Annotated in this window: 15 protein-coding genes; 9 read left to right on the top strand and 6 right to left on the bottom strand. The window is 70.3% G+C overall.

All coding sequences use genetic code 11. The annotated features are described in order from the left end of the window. Positions 1 to 129 precede the first annotated feature (129 nt). The 4 genes from ACFVT1_RS33195 to ACFVT1_RS33180 form a co-directional block, all read right to left on the bottom strand. Positions 130 to 1,026 carry an amino acid ABC transporter permease gene (locus tag ACFVT1_RS33195; protein WP_389802276.1) on the bottom strand — a complete coding sequence of 299 codons (897 nt, stop codon included), beginning with the start codon at positions 1,024 to 1,026 and terminating at the stop codon, positions 130 to 132. Beyond that, entirely contained in the window at positions 1,023 to 1,688 is a 666-nt protein-coding gene (locus ACFVT1_RS33190; protein WP_389802273.1) for an amino acid ABC transporter permease, read from the bottom strand. Before ACFVT1_RS33190 ends, ACFVT1_RS33195 begins: the two co-directional genes overlap by 4 nt. Positions 1,689 to 1,763: 75 nt before the next feature. Next, complete coding sequence (locus tag ACFVT1_RS33185) at positions 1,764 to 2,600, bottom strand: glutamate ABC transporter substrate-binding protein (RefSeq protein ID WP_389802270.1); 837 nt, start codon at positions 2,598 to 2,600, stop codon at positions 1,764 to 1,766. Between the two features lie 69 nt (positions 2,601 to 2,669). Further along, entirely contained in the window at positions 2,670 to 3,455 is a 786-nt protein-coding gene (locus tag ACFVT1_RS33180; protein ID WP_389802267.1) for an amino acid ABC transporter ATP-binding protein, read from the bottom strand. Positions 3,456 to 3,816: 361 nt separating this feature from the next. On the opposite strand from ACFVT1_RS33180, the gene ACFVT1_RS33175 reads away from it, so the two are divergent. Both ACFVT1_RS33175 and ACFVT1_RS33170 read left to right on the top strand, forming a co-directional pair. Further along, positions 3,817 to 4,509 (top strand): response regulator transcription factor, encoded by a 693-nt coding sequence (locus ACFVT1_RS33175; RefSeq protein ID WP_389802264.1) that lies wholly within the window; start codon positions 3,817 to 3,819, stop codon positions 4,507 to 4,509. A 15-nt stretch (positions 4,510 to 4,524) separates the two neighbouring features. After that, entirely contained in the window at positions 4,525 to 5,919 is a 1,395-nt protein-coding gene (locus ACFVT1_RS33170) for an ATP-binding protein (RefSeq protein WP_389802261.1), read from the top strand. 27 nt (positions 5,920 to 5,946) lie between these two features. Here ACFVT1_RS33170 and ACFVT1_RS33165 read toward each other — a convergent pair whose 3' ends face one another. Continuing rightward, a complete protein-coding gene (locus ACFVT1_RS33165) occupies positions 5,947 to 6,945 on the bottom strand; it encodes a TAXI family TRAP transporter solute-binding subunit (protein WP_389802259.1) in 999 nt (332 codons plus the stop codon). A gap of 181 nt (positions 6,946 to 7,126) precedes the next feature. On the opposite strand from ACFVT1_RS33165, the gene miaB reads away from it, so the two are divergent. Next, on the top strand, positions 7,127 to 8,620 hold the full coding sequence (miaB, locus tag ACFVT1_RS33160) for a tRNA (N6-isopentenyl adenosine(37)-C2)-methylthiotransferase MiaB (RefSeq protein ID WP_389802353.1): 1,494 nt from the start codon (positions 7,127 to 7,129) through the stop codon (positions 8,618 to 8,620). A gap of 65 nt (positions 8,621 to 8,685) precedes the next feature. Further along, positions 8,686 to 9,399, top strand: coding sequence for a class III extradiol dioxygenase subunit B-like domain-containing protein (locus ACFVT1_RS33155; protein WP_389802256.1), 714 nt, complete (start codon positions 8,686 to 8,688; stop codon positions 9,397 to 9,399). 86 nt (positions 9,400 to 9,485) lie between these two features. Here ACFVT1_RS33155 and ACFVT1_RS33150 read toward each other — a convergent pair whose 3' ends face one another. Further along, positions 9,486 to 9,779, bottom strand: a complete 294-nt coding sequence (locus tag ACFVT1_RS33150; protein ID WP_389802253.1) for an antitoxin — start codon at positions 9,777 to 9,779, stop codon at positions 9,486 to 9,488. A gap of 216 nt (positions 9,780 to 9,995) precedes the next feature. On the opposite strand from ACFVT1_RS33150, the gene miaA reads away from it, so the two are divergent. The 5 genes from miaA (at position 9,996) to ACFVT1_RS33125 (ending at position 16,345) form a co-directional block, all read left to right on the top strand. Continuing rightward, a complete protein-coding gene (miaA, locus tag ACFVT1_RS33145; RefSeq protein WP_389802251.1) occupies positions 9,996 to 10,934 on the top strand; it encodes a tRNA (adenosine(37)-N6)-dimethylallyltransferase MiaA in 939 nt (312 codons plus the stop codon). A gap of 107 nt (positions 10,935 to 11,041) precedes the next feature. Next, positions 11,042 to 11,479 carry a hypothetical protein gene (locus tag ACFVT1_RS33140; protein WP_389802350.1) on the top strand — a complete coding sequence of 146 codons (438 nt, stop codon included), beginning with the start codon at positions 11,042 to 11,044 and terminating at the stop codon, positions 11,477 to 11,479. Between the two features lie 119 nt (positions 11,480 to 11,598). Then, on the top strand, positions 11,599 to 12,471 hold the full coding sequence (gene dapF / locus ACFVT1_RS33135; protein ID WP_389802248.1) for a diaminopimelate epimerase: 873 nt from the start codon (positions 11,599 to 11,601) through the stop codon (positions 12,469 to 12,471). A 140-nt stretch (positions 12,472 to 12,611) separates the two neighbouring features. Further along, the gene (locus tag ACFVT1_RS33130; protein WP_389802246.1) at positions 12,612 to 14,759 is read left to right on the top strand and encodes a RelA/SpoT family protein; all 2,148 of its coding nucleotides are present in this window, start codon (positions 12,612 to 12,614) and stop codon (positions 14,757 to 14,759) included. A 131-nt stretch (positions 14,760 to 14,890) separates the two neighbouring features. After that, positions 14,891 to 16,345, top strand: coding sequence for a M1 family metallopeptidase (locus ACFVT1_RS33125; RefSeq protein WP_389802243.1), 1,455 nt, complete (start codon positions 14,891 to 14,893; stop codon positions 16,343 to 16,345). The last annotated feature ends 105 nt before the right edge of the window (positions 16,346 to 16,450 follow it).

The raw sequence follows: 16,450 nt of genomic DNA, 5'->3' as shown, positions 1-16,450 counted from the left end.
GGGGGCTCGGTGCGCGATCACAGAACGTATGCAACCTACTGCCGGTGCTTGCGTCAAGCGACACCGGACGGCGGCGAGGGGCGGTGGCTCATCTGCCACCGCCCCTCAGGAACGCAATACGACGAACCGTCAGGCGCGTCCGTCATCGACGACGAGCGACGGCGTACCGATGGTCTCGGGTGCGCCCCCGGACGCGGCGCCCTTCCCCTTCTTGTTGCGCCGGAGCCAGCGCTCCAGCCGGCTCGCGAACGTGGTGAGCGCGAAGTTCAGCGCGACGAAGATCACGGCAATGATCGTGAAGCACGCGATGGTGTTGGCACCGTAGTTCGCGCTCATCGGGCGGACCGACGCCAGCAGCTCGGGGAAGGTCATCATGGCGCCGCCGAGCGCGGTGTCCTTCACGATGACGACGAGCTGGCTGACGATCGCGGGCAGCATGGCCGTCACCGCCTGCGGCAGCAGCACCGACAGCATGATCTGGCTCTTGCGCATGCCGAGCGCCTTGGCAGCCTCCGCCTGGCCCTTCGGCAGGGTCTCGATCCCGGCCCGCACGATCTCGGCGAGGACCGAGAAGTTGTACAGCACCAGTCCGGTCACCACGGCGTACAGCGGCCGCACATCGGTGTCGATGGTGGTGTACTCCGCGTACACCGCGTTCGCGGTGATCATCAGGATCAGCACCGGGACGGCGCGGAAGAGCTCCACGACGAAGCCGGCCGGCATCCGCACCCAGCGGTGGTCCGAGAGCCTGCCGATACCGAACAGGGCGCCCAGCGGCAGCGCGATGAGCAGGGCGAAGAACGCCGCCTTGAGCGTGTTCTGGAGGCCCGGCCAGATGTACGTCTCCCACGGCTGGGAGCTGGTGAAGAAGGGCTTCCACTTGATCCAGTCGAGCTGGTGCTTCTCGGCCAGGCCGTCGTAGACCCACCACACCACGGCCGCGGCGCACAGGACGAACAGCACCGTGTAGAGGATGTTGCGCTGCTTGGCGCGGGGCCCCTGGGCGTCGTAGAGGACGGAAGTCATCGCTTCACCGCCACCTTCTTGCTCACCCAGCCGAGGATCAGGCCGGTCGGGAGGGTCAGGACGACGAAGCCGAACGCGAAGACCAGCGAGATCAGGATCAGCTGGGCCTCGGCCTCGATCATGTCCTTCATCAGGTAGGAGGCTTCGACGACGCCGATCGCGGAGGCGACCGTGGTGTTCTTCGTCAGCGCGATCAGCACGTTGGACAACGGGTTGACCACCGCACGGAACGCCTGAGGAAGGATGATCAGCCTCAGCACCTGCGTGAAGCTCAGCCCGAGTGCGCGCGCCGCCTCGGCCTGGCCGACCGGCACCGTGTTGATGCCGGAGCGCAGCGCCTCGCAGACGAAGGCGGCCGTGTAGGCGACCAGGGCGAGTACGGCCAGCCGGAAGTTGATGTCGTCGACGACGTCGGCACCGAGCATGACGCCCAGCGTCTGGTACAGACCCAGCGACGAGAACACGATGATCACGGTCAGCGGAATGTTCCGGACCACATTCACGTACGCGGTGGCGAAGCCGCGCATCAGGGGGACCGGGCTGACCTTCATGCCGGCCAGCAGCGTTCCCCATATGAGGGAGCCGAGGGCGGAGTAGACGGTGAGCTGCACCGTCACCCAGAAGGCCCCCAGCAGGTCGTAACCTTCAAGAAAGTCGAACACGATCTCCCGCGCTTCCGCGTGTAGGAGGGCACGGCGCGCCGCCGTTCACGAACGGCGCGCCCGGTCAGCCCTGCTTCACTTGACGATGTTGCCGATCTTCGGGGCGGGCTCGTTCTTGTAGTTCGCCGGGCCGAAGTTGTCCTTCACGGCCTTGTCCCAGGAACCGTCCGAGACCATCTTGGTGAGGGCGGCGTCGATCTTCTTCTTGAGGTCGGCGTCGCCCTTCTTCAGGCCGATGCCGTAGTTCTCGTTGGTCATCTTGAAGCCGGCCAGCTTGAACTTGCCCTGGAAGTTCTGCTGCGAGGCGTAGCCCGCAAGGATGCTGTCGTCGGTGGTCAGCGCGTCGATGACCTTGTTCTCCAGGCCGGTCAGGCACTCGGAGTAGCCGCCGTACGTCTGGAGCTGCGCCTTCGGCGCCAGCTTGTCCTTGACGTTCTTCGCCGAGGTCGAGCCGGCGACCGAGCACAGCTTCTTGTTGTTCAGGTCGGCCGGGGACTTGATCGAGTCGTCGTCGGCGCGGACCAGGATGTCCTGGTGGGCCAGCAGGTACGGACCGGCGAAGTCGACCTTCTGCAGGCGCTCGTCGTTGATCGAGTAGGAGGCGGCGATGAACTTCACGTCACCGCGCTCGATCGCCGTCTCGCGGTCGGCGCTCTTGGTCTCCTTGAAGACGATGTCCTTGGCGTCGTAGCCGAGTTCCTTGGCGACGTACGTGGCGACGTCGACGTCGAAGCCGGTGTACTTGCCGTCGGGGGTCTTCAGGCCGATGCCCGGCTGGTCGATCTTGATTCCGACCGTGATCTTCTTGCCGCCGCCCGAGCCGCCGTCCTCCTTGTCGGAACCACAGGCGGTGGCGGTCAGGGCGAGGGCGAGCACAGCGGCCGAGGCGGCGGTGACCTTACGAAGCTGCATGGTGGTTTTCCCTAGAGTTGACGCGATGTGAGTGATCGACCGGTCCGGGGCCCGGCGGTGCAGGATCGATCAGTGGTGAAGGATCTTCGACAGGAAGTCCTTGGCCCGGTCACTGCGCGGGTTGCTGAAGAACTGGTCGGGCGTGGCCTCTTCGACGATCTTTCCGTCCGCCATGAAGACGACGCGGTTCGCCGCTGAGCGCGCGAAGCCCATCTCATGGGTGACGACGACCATCGTCATGCCGTCCCGGGCGAGCTGCTGCATGACTTCCAGCACCTCGTTGATCATCTCGGGGTCGAGCGCGGAGGTCGGCTCGTCGAAGAGGATCACCTTGGGGTCCATCGCCAACGCCCGCGCGATCGCCACGCGTTGCTGCTGGCCGCCGGAGAGCTGGGCCGGGTACTTGTCGGCCTGCGTCGCCACGCCCACCCGGTCGAGCAGTGAACGGGCCTTGTCCTCGGCGGCCTTCTTGTCCGTCCTGCGGACCTTGACCTGGCCCAGCATCACGTTCTCGAGCACAGTCTTGTGCGCGAAGAGATTGAACGACTGGAAGACCATGCCGACATCGGCACGCAGCCTGGCCAGCTCCCTGCCCTCCTCGGGCAGCGGCTTGCCGTCGACCGATATGGCGCCCGAGTCGATCGTCTCCAAGCGGTTGATCGTGCGGCACAGCGTGGACTTCCCGGACCCGGAGGGCCCGATGACGACCACGACCTCGCCACGGGCGATGGTCAGGTCGATGTCCTGGAGCACATGCAGCGCGCCGAAGTGCTTGTTGACGTTGCTCAGTACGACAAGGTCGTTCGCCGCAGGTGCGGCGTCCTCGGCGCCCTTGGTCACTGAAACTCCGCTCATCGGCTTCTTGCTCCGTCCTCCTCGGTTGGGAAGGACCCTAGTGACGCAGTGCAACGAGCGTCATTACATCTGAGCGGAAATTGAGGATAACGATCCGGCGGCAACCGGACACTCCGTGTGAAGGGGACGGCCGGCGAGGTGCCCGGGGCGTACCGGGTGGATAACAGATGGCTCGATGCAATGGGCGGGCCCTTGACTGACGTACCCGTCATCGGAGTGGATGCCCTGGTACGCCATGACGTGAAACACCTCGATACGGGGAAGTGACGAGAGGCGTACGAGAAATCGCACCGACACCGCACCCGTGGGGACCGAACGCCGCGCCCACGGGAACCGACACCGCACCTTCGGAAGGGGGGCCATGAGACTGCTGCTCGTCGAGGACGACAACCACGTCGCGGCCGCCCTCTCCGCGATCCTCGCCCGGCACGGCTTCCGGGTGGTGCACGCGCGCAGCGGCGAGGAAGCCCTGCGGGCACTGCTGCCGACCGGCGCGGAGCCCTTCGGCGTCGTGCTCCTCGACCTCGGGCTGCCCGACCAGGACGGCTACGAGGTGTGCGGGAAGATCCGCAAGCGCACCTCCACCCCGGTGATCATGGTGACCGCGCGCGCCGATGTCCGGTCGCGGATCCACGGTCTCAACCTCGGGGCCGACGACTACGTGGTCAAGCCGTACGACACCGGCGAGCTCCTCGCCCGTATCCACGCCGTCAGCCGCCGCAAACCGGCCGGTGAGGACACCGTTTCCACACCCGTCGCCGCTCTGCGCCTCGGGCACGTCCAGATCGAGCTGCCCACCCGCCGGGTCAGTGTCGACGGTTCGGAAGTCCAGCTCACCCGCAAGGAGTTCGACCTCCTCGCGCTGCTCGCCCAGCGCCCCGGAGTGGTCTTCCGCCGGGAGCAGATCATCAGCGAGGTGTGGCGCACGAGCTGGGAGGGAACGGGGCGCACGCTCGAAGTGCACGTCGCGTCCCTGCGTTCCAAACTGCGGCTGCCCGCACTGATCGAGACGGTGCGCGGGGTCGGCTACCGCCTCGTCGCGCCGTCCGCGTAGAGGCGTACGTCTCAGGTGCGCACCCGGCTGCTTCCCCTGCTCATCATTCTCATGGCGAGCGTGCTGCTCGCCCTCGGCTTCCCGCTGGCCGTCAGCGTCGCCGCGGCCCAGCAGCAGCGCGTCGTCATCGACCGCATCGACGACACGGCCCGGTTCGCCGCACTCGCCCAGTTCGTCGCCGAACGGACCCCCGGTTACGAGGAGCGGCGCCGCATCCTGCGGAGCGAACTCGACACGTACGCGTCGGTGTACGGCATCCGCGCCGGTGTCTTCTACCGCGACGACAGCGCCATGGCGAAGGCGCCGGTCACCTGGCAGCTGCCGATCGAGGGGGAGGGGAGAGAGGCGTTCAAGGAGGCGCTCCTGGGGCGTCGCAGCCACGATCCGCCGCAGGTCTGGCCCTGGCAGAGGGGCAGGGTCGTCGTCGCCTCACCCGTCGTACGGGACGGGGACGTCGTCGCCGTCGTGGTCATCGACTCGCCCACCGCCGACATGCGCGCACGCACGCTGCGCGGCTGGTTGCTCATCGCGGCCGGCGAAGCGGTCGCGATGCTGGTGGCGGTGGGCGCCGCGATCCGGCTCACCGGCTGGGTGCTGCTGCCCGTACGGACCCTGGACGCGGCCACCCATGACATCGCCAGCGGCCGGATGAGATCCCGGGTCGCGGCCTCCGGAGGGCCGCCGGAACTCAGGCGCCTGGCCCGTTCGTTCAACGAGATGGCCGACAACGTCGAGGACGTGCTGGAGCAGCAGCGTGCCTTCGTCGCCGACGCCTCGCACCAGCTGCGCAACCCCCTTGCCGCGCTGCTGCTGCGGATCGAGCTCCTCGCGCTCGAACTCCCCGAGGGCAACGAGGAGATCGCCTCCGTACGCACGGAGGGCAAGCGCCTCGGGCAGGTCCTGGACGACCTGCTCGACCTGGCGCTGGCCGAACACGCCGCGGCGGATCTGCGGCTCACGGACATGGGCGCGCTCACCGCGGAACGCGTCGCGTCCTGGCGGCCGGTCGCCGAGGAGAAGGGCGTACGGCTCAGGGCGGACGGCTCGTCCGCCGTAGCGGCCTGGGCGGACCCCGTCGCCCTGTCGAGCGCCCTCGACGCCGTCATCGACAACGCCCTGAAATTCACCCCTGCCGGCGAAGAGGTCCTCGTCACGGTCGCCGCCGGTCGTGACGACGTCACGGTCGTCGTCGCCGACCGCGGACCGGGCCTCACCGCACAGGAGATGGAGCGCGTCGGCGACCGCTTCTGGCGCAGCGCCCGGCATCAGAACGTGCGGGGCTCCGGCCTCGGACTCTCCATCTCCCAGGCCCTCCTGGCCGCGGGCGGCGGCTCCATCGGCTACGCCGCCCACGAGCCGCACGGACTGCGGGTGACGGTGTCCGTGCCGCGCCAGGGCCCACAGGGCTGAGCGGGAGCGGGGAAGCGGCCGCCGGGATCAGGGCTTGACCGAGCGGTAGTACCGCCTGGCCCCCTCGTGCAGTGGCAGGGGATCGGTGTAGATCGCCGTACGCAGGTCCACCAGCTGGGCCGCGTGCACCTCGCGCCCGATCCGGTCCCGGCTGTCGATCACGGTCCGGGTGAACGCCTCGGTCAGCGCCGGATCCGTACGGTCCGTGGTCACCAGCACATTGGCGACCGCCACCGTCGGCACCGCCTGCCCCTGCTGCACGCTGTGGTAGGCGTCGGCGGGCATCACGGCCGACCGGTAGTAGCGGGCCGAACCGCCCGCGGCCTGAAGCTCCTTGATCAGCGGCGCCTCCAGCGGCACCAGCCGGATCGCGAACCGGTCCGAGAGCTCCTGCACGGCGGAGGTGGGCAGTCCGCCGGACCAGAAGAAGGCGTCGAGCAGGCCGTGCTCCAATTGCTCCGGCATGGTGTCGATGCCGTTGGGCACGGGCGTCACGTCGTTCGCCGGATCGAGACCGGCGGCCGTCATCAACCGGTCGGCGACCAGCCGTACGCCCGATCCCGGCTGCCCCACCCCGACGCGCTTGCCGATCAGGTCGGAGACCTTCCGCACCCCGGAGTCCCGGGGCACGACCAGCTGGATGTAGTCGTCGTAGAGCCGCACACAGCCCCGCAGCCGGGCCGCGCCGGGCCCGCCGCTGCTCAGATAGGTGGCCAGGGCATCGGTGGTGGCGATGGTGAAGTCGGCCTTCCCGGTCGCCACCCGCGCGATGTTCTGCTGCGAGCCCTCGCTGGTGCGCAGCCGTATCGACACCTGGGGCAGATCCTTGGCCAGGTCCCCCTTGAGCCGCTCGCCGTAGCGCTGGTAGACCCCGCTGCGCACGCCGGTGCTGAAGGTCAGCGTGCCGCTCGGAGCCGGCTTTCCGAGCGGGAGCAGCCACCACAGCACCAGCCCGAGCACGACGACGAGAGCGGCGCACGCCTGAAGCCTGCGCAGCCGGCCGATACGGGACAGTGCCTGGAACATGGCGGCGATCCTGCCAGCCCGTCCCGGCGATGACCAGGGCCGGACCGCCGCGGCCCCGGGACCTCGGCCCCGTACCCGGCCGAGGGGCCGTGATCCCGGGCGGCGGGGGTATGCATCGGTGGGGCCCGGCCGGAGCCCTTACCCTGGACGGGTGAGCGGCAACGACGTGGCTGGTGGAGTAGTGGACGGTTTGAAAACGTACGAGGTGCGCACCTACGGGTGCCAGATGAACGTCCACGACTCCGAGCGGCTGTCGGGGCTGCTGGAGGACGCGGGTTACGTACGTGCCGAGGACGGCTCCGACGGCGACGCCGACGTCGTCGTCTTCAACACGTGCGCGGTCCGGGAGAACGCCGACAACAAGCTCTACGGCAACCTCGGCCGGCTCGCCCCGATGAAGACCAGGCGGCCCGGCATGCAGATCGCCGTCGGCGGCTGCCTGGCGCAGAAGGACCGCGACACCATCGTCCGGCGGGCCCCCTGGGTGGACGTCGTCTTCGGCACGCACAACATCGGCAAGCTGCCGGTGCTGCTGGAACGCGCCCGCATCCAGGAAGAGGCGCAGATCGAGATCGCCGAATCCCTGGAGGCCTTCCCGTCCACGCTCCCCACCCGCCGCGAGTCCGCCTACGCGGCGTGGGTCTCCATCTCCGTCGGCTGCAACAACACCTGCACCTTCTGCATCGTCCCGGCGCTCCGCGGCAAGGAGAAGGACCGCCGCACCGGCGACATCCTCGCCGAGATCGAGGCACTGGTCGCCGAGGGCGTCTCGGAGATCACCCTGCTCGGCCAGAACGTGAACGCGTACGGCTCCGACATCGGCGACCGCGAGGCGTTCTCCAAGCTGCTGCGCGCCTGCGGGAGGATCGAGGGCCTGGAGCGGGTCCGCTTCACCTCGCCGCACCCCCGCGACTTCACGGACGACGTGATCGCGGCCATGGCCGAGACGCCCAATGTGATGCCGCAGCTGCACATGCCGATGCAGTCGGGCTCGGACACCGTCCTCAAGGCGATGCGGCGCTCCTACCGGCAGGAGCGCTTCCTGGGCATCATCGAGAAGGTGCGCGCCGCGATGCCGGACGCCGCCATCTCCACCGACATCATCGTGGGCTTCCCCGGCGAGACCGAGGAGGACTTCGAGCAGACCATGCACGCGGTCCGCGAGGCGCGCTTTGCCAACGCCTTCACCTTCCAGTACTCCAAGCGCCCCGGAACCCCGGCCGCCGAGATGGCGGGGCAGATCCCCAAGGAGGTCGTCCAGGAGCGGTACATGCGCCTGTCCGCCCTCCAGGAGGAGATCTCCTGGGAGGAGAACAAGAAGCAGGTCGGCCGGACGCTGGAGATCATGGTCGCGGAGGGCGAGGGCCGCAAGGACGGCGCCACCCACCGCCTCTCGGGCCGCGCCCCCGACAACCGCCTGGTCCACTTCACCAAGCCGGCCGAGGACGTGCGTCCCGGCGACGTGGTGACCGTCGAGATCACCTACGCCGCCCCGCACCACCTGCTCGCCGAGGGCGCTCCGGTGGGCGTACGGCGGACCCGGGCCGGGGACGCCTGGGAGAAGCGCACCGCCACCGAGGCCGCCAAGCCTGCCGGGGTGATGCTGGGGCTGCCCGGTATCGGCGTCCCGGCGCCGCTGCCGGCCGCGGCCGCCCCCGGCTGCGGCTGCGACTGACACTGGCGGGAGACGGACGGCGGCGGCCGGCGGGCTCGCCGCGCCCAACCAGTACGCTGCCCACCATGCTTGTCGCCGCCGCTGTCTGCCCCTGCCCGCCCCTGCTGGTACCCGAGGTCGCCGCCGGTGCCGCGCCCGAGCTCGACGCCCTGCGGGACGCCTGCTCCGACGCCCTCGGTGTGCTGGCCGCGGCCCGGCCCGATCTGCTGATCGTGACGGGGCCCGCGGACCACGCGGGCCGCGGACCCCACCCCGAGGGAGCCACCGGCACTTTCAAGGGCTTCGGCATCGATCTGGACGTCCGGCTCGGACGCGTCCACGGGGCCGTGACCGACCGCCCCCTTCCGCCGTCCCTGACCGTCGGCGCCTGGCTGCTCGCCCGTGCGCAGTGGGCCGCGGCGCCGGTGGAAGGGCTCGGCGTCGGCGAGCCGCTCGAAACGACTCGCTGTGCGAGCACCGGACGGGACCTGGCCGCCAGGGCGGAACGGGTGGCGCTGCTGGTCATGGGCGACGGCAGTGCCCGCCGCTCGCTCAAGGCCCCCGGCTATCTGGACGAGCGCGCCGAGGCGTTCGACGCGGCGGCCGCCTCGGCGCTGGGCAGCGCCGACCCCGGGGCGCTGATCGCGCTGGACGCGTCGCTGGCGTACGCGCTCAAGGCGGCGGGCCGGGCCCCCTGGCAGGTGCTCGCGGGCGCCGCCGAAGGCGCGGGCCTGGGCGGGCAGCTGCTGTACGAGGACGCTCCGTACGGCGTGGGCTACCTGGTCGCCGCCTGGTCCTGAGCGCGTCCGTGGCCGCGCGGGCACGGACGGCCGTGCGGCGTCGTCGCCCCACGGCCGTCCGTCCAGTTCGATCGGTTGGCCGGAATTCAGGAAGCGGGCGGCGTGCCCGGCGGCGTACCGCTCTCGTCCTGCTCGGTGCCGGCCTCCTTGTGCTCGGTGCCGGCCTCGTCGTGCCTGTGGGACAGGCGCTCGACTGCTTCCTTGGCCTTCCTCGTGCCGGACTCGATCTTGTCGCTGTACTTGCCCTTGGTCTTTTGGTCGACCGTCCGCGCGGCCTTGTCGAGACCCTGGTCGATCTTGTCCCCGTGCTGATGCGCGAGATCGCCGACCTTTTCCTTGGCGGGGCTCAGCTTCGCCTTCAAACTGTCCAGGAAGCCCATCGGGCACCTTCCCTGCTGGGGGACTTCGGTCGGGCGTGTTCTCCGGCCTCGCTGCCGAGCTGCCCCGGAGGGCGAACGGCAAACCATGAAAAAACGCCCGTATTCACTTAGGAATTCTACTGGTACGGCCGAAGATCCGCGCCGTTCGGAGCGGAAGCGGAGGTCAGCCGCCTCGCTCGTTCGGGAAGAGGGTCGGAGGTTTGCGAGACTGGGGCGGTGAGAAGCTCAGCTCCCGCACCGCGGGTCATCACCGTCGTCGGTCCCACTGCGGCCGGAAAGTCCGATCTGGGGGTATTCCTTGCTCAGCAGCTCGACGGCGAAGTGGTCAACGCCGACTCCATGCAGCTCTACCGGGGGATGGACATCGGCACCGCGAAGCTGACGCTGTCCGAACGCGGAAGCGTTCCGCATCATCTGCTGGACATCTGGGACGTCACCGAGACCGCCAGCGTCGCCGAGTACCAGCGGCTGGCCCGGGGGCAGATCGACCGGCTGCTCGCCGCGGGCCGTACCCCCGTCCTGGTCGGCGGCTCCGGGCTCTACGTGAAGGGCACCATCGACGCCCTGGAGTTCCCCGGCACCGAGCCCGACGTCCGGGCCAGGCTGGAGGAGGAACTGGCCGAGCGCGGTTCCGGGGCGCTGCACGCCCGGCTCGCCGCCGCCGACCCCGAAGCGGGCCGGGCCATCCTGCCGAGCAACGGCCGCCGGATCGTCAGGGCCCTCGAAGTCATCGAGATCACCGGCAAGCCCTTCACCGCCAACCTCCCGGGTAACGATGCGGTGTACGACACCGTCCAGATCGGCGTCGACGTGGCCCGCCCCGAACTCGACGAACGCATCGCCCTGAGGGTCGACCGGATGTGGGCGGCCGGACTCGTGGACGAGGTGCGGGACCTGGAGGCGCACGGCCTGCGCGACGGACGGACCGCGTCCAGGGCGCTCGGCTACCAGCAGGTGCTGGCCGCGCTGGCCCAGGAGTGCACCGAGGACGAGGCGCGCGCCGAGACCGTTCGCGCCACCAAGCGATTCGCGCGCCGCCAGGACTCGTGGTTCCGCCGCGACCCACGGGTCCACTGGCTCAATGGCGCCGCGGAGCATCGCGGGGAACTCCCGCACCAGGCGCTGGCGTTGGTCGAACGAGCGGTTACAGCCTGATCACGTGATGGCATCGGGAAGCCCTGCCCGTCATTTCGGTGACCGGGAGCGTGCCATCATCGAGCATCGATCGACCAGTGGAGTCCGAGTTGGGAGGGCGCGTGGCGATGGAGGCCGGCCCTCGCGACACAGGACACGACGCACCGGACGCGCTGCACGACGCAGGAAGCTTGAGCCCGGACGGGCCCGATGAGCTCGACGTGACCCCCGAGGTCGAGGTCGAGCTGCGGCCCGCGCGGCGTCTGCGCATCTGGCAGCTCGCGCCGATCGTCATGCTCGCCACCGTGGGATCGCTGATGTTCGCGTTCCCGCTGGCGTTCGAATTCGGCGACGGCGGCGCGGTCGTCGCCATGCTGGGTCTGCTGATCAGCTGCTGCGCCGCGGGCTGGGGCATGATGGCCGCCCGCCGCGTGGGATACACCTGGCCCGGACTCCCGCAGCGGGGCTCGGGCGAGAGGGCCGACTGGCGCGTGATCGCCCTGTACGTCGCCGTGTGCGCAGCGCTGGTCGCCCTGTCCGTCTGGCGCGTGGCCCGGCTCCGCTGACGGCCTCGGCGGCTCCGTCGGCGCGCCGCCGGTCCGGCGCCCGGATCCCTGTCCTCTTCCGCGCGCCGTCGCGCGGCCCGATCTCGTCGTCTGCCGGTGCCGCCTCGTACAGTTGCTCCGTGAGCACCTCGCAGATCACCTTCCTCAAGGGCCACGGCACCGAGAACGACTTCGTGATCGTTCCCGACCCGGACAACGCCTTCGACCTGCCCGCGTCCGCCGTCGCCCGGCTGTGCGACCGCCAGGCCGGCATCGGTGGCGACGGGCTGCTGCATGTCGTACGGTCCGCCGCGCACCCGGAGGCGCGGGCCATGGCAGACGGGGCCGAGTGGTTCATGGACTACCGCAACGCCGACGGCTCGATCGCCGAGATGTGCGGCAACGGCGTACGGGTCTTCGCCCACTATCTGCGGCGTGCCGGGCATGTCGAGGAGGGCGACCTCGCCGTCGCGACCCGGGGCGGCGTGAAGAAGGTGCACATCGCCAAGAGCGGCGACATCACGGTCTCCATGGGGCGCGCGCTGCTCCCCGAGGACGGCGTCACGGTCAGCGTGGACGGCCGCAGCTGGGCCGCCCGCAACGTGAACATGGGCAATCCCCACGCGGTCGCCTTCGTCGACGACCTGGCGCACGCCGGCGATCTGCTCTCCGTCCCGCCGTACAGCCCTGCCGCCGTCTACCCCGACGGCGTCAACATCGAGTTCGTCGTGGACCGCGGGCCGCGCCACGTCGCCATGCGGGTCCACGAGCGCGGTTCGGGCGAGACCCGCTCCTGCGGCACGGGTGCCTGCGCCGTGGCCGTCGCCGCGGCCCGCAGGGACGGCGTCGATCCCGCGGAGACCGGAAACCCGGTCACATACACGGTCGATCTGCCCGGCGGCACCCTCCTGATCACCGAGCGGCCCGACGGCGCGATCGAGATGACCGGAGCCGCCGTGATCGTCGCCGAAGGCACGATCGACCCGGCCTGGCTCGAAACGGTGATCGGCTAGAGCTTCGCTCGAATGGGTGATCCGTTTCACGCTGGGCGAGAGCCGGACTCGGCCACGTGGTGGGCTCGGTAGCATCAAGCACCGGCCCGGAGGCGCGACCGCGCCCTCCCACCGCCGGTCGACGTCGCCGGAGGTGCCCCATGAGTGCAGAGGCCGCCAACCCAGGTGCTCCCATCCGCAGACGGGGCCGGCCCCGGATCGATCTCCGCAGGCTCGGCCGCGTCGCGCTGCTCGGTCCTGTCTCCCGGGGCCGGCTGCCCGACGCGATCGGTCATGTCGCCGAGGCCCATCGGGCCCACCACCCGGATGCCGACCTCTCCGTCCTGCACCGGGCGTACGTACTCGCGGAGTCCTCGCACCGCGGGCAGATGCGCAAGAGCGGCGAGCCGTACATCACGCACCCGCTCGCCGTCACACTGATCCTCGCCGAGCTCGGCGCCGAGACCACGACGCTCACCGCCTCGCTGCTCCACGACACCGTCGAGGACACCGAGGTGACTCTCGATCAGGTACGGGACCAGTTCGGCAAAGAGGTCTGCTACCTCGTCGACGGCGTCACCAAACTCGAAAAGGTCGACTACGGGGCAGCGGCCGAGCCCGAGACCTTCCGCAAGATGCTGGTCGCCACCGGGGACGACGTCCGGGTGATGTCGATCAAGCTCGCCGACCGGCTGCACAACATGCGCACCCTCGGCGTGATGCGCCCCGAGAAGCAGGCCAGGATCGCCAAGGTCACCCGGGACGTGCTGATCCCGCTGGCCGAACGGCTCGGAGTCCAGGCACTCAAGACCGAACTGGAGGACCTCGTCTTCGCGATCCTCCACCCCGAGGAGTACGCGCACACCCGCGCACTGATCGCCGCCGCGTCCGCCCGGCCGGACGCCCCCGGCGCCGCAGCCAGGGACCCGCTCGCGGCCATCGCCGAGAACGCCGGGGCGGTACTGCGGGAGGCCGGCATCCCGGCGGAAGTCCTCATCAGGCCGCGCCACTACGTCTCCGTGCACCGGGTCAGGGTCAAACGCGGCGAACTGCGCGGCACCGACTTCGGCCGCCTGCTGGTCCTCGTCGGGGAAGACGCCGACTGCTACGCCGTGCTCGGTGAACTGCACACCTGCTTCACGCCGGTGATCTCCGAGTTCAAGGACTTCATCGCCGCCCCCAAGTTCAACCTGTACCAGTCACTGCACACCGCGGTCGTGGGCCCCGACGGGGCGGTCGCCGAAGTCCTCATCCGTACGCACCGGATGCACAAGGTCGCCGAGGCAGGCGTCATCGCCCTCGGCAATCCGTACGCCGCGGACAACGGCTCCGGGCCCCAGACCGCCGAACCCTCGGACGGGGAGCGCGCCGACCCGACCCGGCCCGGCTGGCTCTCCAGGCTCCTCGCGTGGCAGCAGTCCGCCCCGGACTCCGACACCTTCTGGACCACGCTCCGCGCCGACCTCGCCCAGGACCGGGAGATCACGGTCTTCCACACCGGCGGCGGCACGCTCGGGCTCCCTGCCGGAGCCAGCTGCGTCGACGCCGCCTACGCGCAGTACGGGGACGAGGCGCACCGCTGCATCGGCGCCCGGGTCAACGGCCGGCTGGCCACCCTCGGCACCGTACTGAGCGACGGCGACACCGTGCAGCTGCTGCTTTCCGAGGACGCCGGATCCGGCCCGTCGCCCGACTGGCTCGACCACGCCCGCACCCCCGCCGCCCGCATCGCCATCACGGGCTGGCTCGACACCCATCCCGCGGACGCCCGGAATCCGCACAGCAGCAGGCCCACGGAGCCCAGGCCGTCCGAACCGCAGCCCCAGGTGCCCGGCACCGACTGGGCCGGGGACGGCACCGCGGACGCCGTGGTGGACCGGCCGGACGCGACCGTACGTCTCGCGGGCTGCTGCACCCCCGCACCCCCCGACGCCGTCACCGGGTTCGTCGTGCGCGGCGGCGCCGTCACCGTGCACCGGCTGAAGTGTCCCGCGGTGTCGCGGATGCAGTCCGTCGGCCGGGTGCCGGTCCCGGTGACCTGGGGCGATGCGGCCGGGTGCCGGGTCACCCTGATCGCCGAGTCCTTCGGACGCCCCCGGCTGCTCGCCGATCTGACCGAGGCGATCGCCACGGCGGACGCGGCGATCATCTCCGCCACCGTCGAACCGCCCAGCGAACAACGCGTCCGCCACACCTACACCTTGCAGCTCCCCGACGCAGCCGGGCTCCCGGCGCTGATGCGTGCGATGCGTGACGTCCCCGGGGTGTACGACGTGAGCCGCGCCCGGCATCCGGCAGCCACCGTCTGACTTCCGCCGACTCCCGCGCCCGGTTCCCCGTCCGATTCCGCCGCACAGCGCCATCTGCCTCGGCGATCTCGTTCGAGTGGCGCGGCGCGCGCCACACCTGTCCCGGCGGGAGTCGCTGGTAGCGGTAGTTCATGCCGTTCATCTCCCGCCGTCTGCGGGCCGCCCTGCTGGCCACCGCATCGGCCGCCCTCATCGCCGCCACTCTCCCCGCCCCCGTGCCGCTCGGCATCGGCGACCCCCTCTTCCCGCACCTCGGCAATCCCGGATACGACGTCCTGTCGTACGACATCGGACTGACCTACCGGGGCAGCAACAGCGAGCCGCTGGAGGCCGTGACCACGATCGACGCGCGGACGACCGAGCCGCTGGACCGGATCAACCTCGACTTCACCCGGGGCACGGTCCGAACGGTCGAAATCAACGGTCTGCGCGCCGACTTCGCCGTGGCGGACGAGGACCTGGTCATCCAGCCGCCCGGCCGGCTCCCGGCGGGAGTGCCGCTGCGCATCACCGTCCGGCACACCAGCGACCCGCGCGGCGACCGGGAAAGCGGCGGCTGGCTGCGCACCGCCGACGGACTGGCCATGGCCAATCAGGCCGACGCCGCACACCGGGTCTTCCCGAGCAACGACCACCCGGCCGACAAGGCGTACTTCACCTTTCGGATCACCGCCCCCAAGGACCTGACGGTGGTCGCCAACGGTCTGCCCGCCGGCAGGACCCGGCACGGTGCCGACACCACCTGGACCTACCGGACCGATCACCCCATGGCCACCGAACTGGCCCAGGTCACCATCGGCCGTTCCACCGTCCTGCGACGCACCGGGCCGCACGGACTGCCGGTACGCGACGTGGTGCCGAGTGCCGACCGCAAGCGGCTGGAACCCTGGCTCGCCAAGACACCCGCCCAGCTGGAGTGGATGGAACAGCAGGTCGGCCGCTACCCCTTCGAGACGTACGGGCTGCTGGTCGCCGCCACCGAGACCGGCTTCGAGCTGGAGACCCAGACGCTCTCGCTCTTCGAACGGTCCCTGTTCACCCGGACCGCCTCTCCCGAGTGGTACGTCGACTCGATCATGGTGCACGAGCTCGCCCACCAATGGTTCGGCGACAGCGTCTCCCCGCACGCCTGGTCCGATCTGTGGCTCAACGAGGGACACGCCACCTGGTACGAGGCACGCTACGGGGAGGAGCACGCAGGCAAGCCGCTGGAACGCCGCATGCGTGAGGCGTACGTCAAGTCCGACGGCTGGCGCGCGGCCGGTGGCCCCCCGGCCCGCCCCGACACCCCGGCGCCCGGACAGAAGCTCAGCCTGTTCCGGCCGGTGGTGTACGACGGCAGCGCACTGATCCTCTACGCGCTGCGCCAGGAGATCGGCGAGAACGCGTTCGACCGGCTGGAGCGGCGCTGGGTGAAGAAGCACCGCGACGCCAACGCCGCCACCACCGACTTCGTGCGGCTGGCGTCGCAGACCGCGGGCCACGACCTGACCTCGTTCTTCGACGGCTGGCTGTACGGCGCGAAGACCCCGCCGATGCCGGGGCACCCGGACTGGCACAGCGCCAAGCCCGCCGGACAGCGATAAACCCGAGTGACGAGCTCGGCGGACCATGCCACTATCGACGGGTCGCCGCGGCGGCCCGACCGCGGATTCCCGACTGGTGGGAATCATCGGGAGAGGTCACGCGTT

Origin of the sequence: Streptomyces sp. NPDC057963 (genome assembly GCF_042887155.1) — a bacterium.
Lineage (GTDB): Bacteria > Actinomycetota > Actinomycetes > Streptomycetales > Streptomycetaceae > Streptomyces.
The sequence above is the reverse complement of the archived record's forward strand: the minus strand, read 5'-3'. Positions and strand labels throughout refer to the sequence as shown.

Coding starts and splice junctions, on each gene's coding strand:
- ACFVT1_RS33195 (WP_389802276.1), bottom strand. CDS start 1,026: ATGACTTCCGTCCTCTACGACGCCCAGGGGCCCCGCGCCAAGCAGCGC.
- ACFVT1_RS33185 (WP_389802270.1), bottom strand. CDS start 2,600: ATGCAGCTTCGTAAGGTCACCGCCGCCTCGGCCGCTGTGCTCGCCCTC.
- ACFVT1_RS33180 (WP_389802267.1), bottom strand. CDS start 3,455: ATGAGCGGAGTTTCAGTGACCAAGGGCGCCGAGGACGCCGCACCTGCG.
- ACFVT1_RS33175 (WP_389802264.1), top strand. CDS start 3,817: ATGAGACTGCTGCTCGTCGAGGACGACAACCACGTCGCGGCCGCCCTC.
- ACFVT1_RS33165 (WP_389802259.1), bottom strand. CDS start 6,945: ATGTTCCAGGCACTGTCCCGTATCGGCCGGCTGCGCAGGCTTCAGGCG.
- ACFVT1_RS33155 (WP_389802256.1), top strand. CDS start 8,686: ATGCTTGTCGCCGCCGCTGTCTGCCCCTGCCCGCCCCTGCTGGTACCC.
- ACFVT1_RS33150 (WP_389802253.1), bottom strand. CDS start 9,779: ATGGGCTTCCTGGACAGTTTGAAGGCGAAGCTGAGCCCCGCCAAGGAA.
- ACFVT1_RS33140 (WP_389802350.1), top strand. CDS start 11,042: ATGGAGGCCGGCCCTCGCGACACAGGACACGACGCACCGGACGCGCTG.
- ACFVT1_RS33130 (WP_389802246.1), top strand. CDS start 12,612: ATGAGTGCAGAGGCCGCCAACCCAGGTGCTCCCATCCGCAGACGGGGC.
- ACFVT1_RS33125 (WP_389802243.1), top strand. CDS start 14,891: ATGCCGTTCATCTCCCGCCGTCTGCGGGCCGCCCTGCTGGCCACCGCA.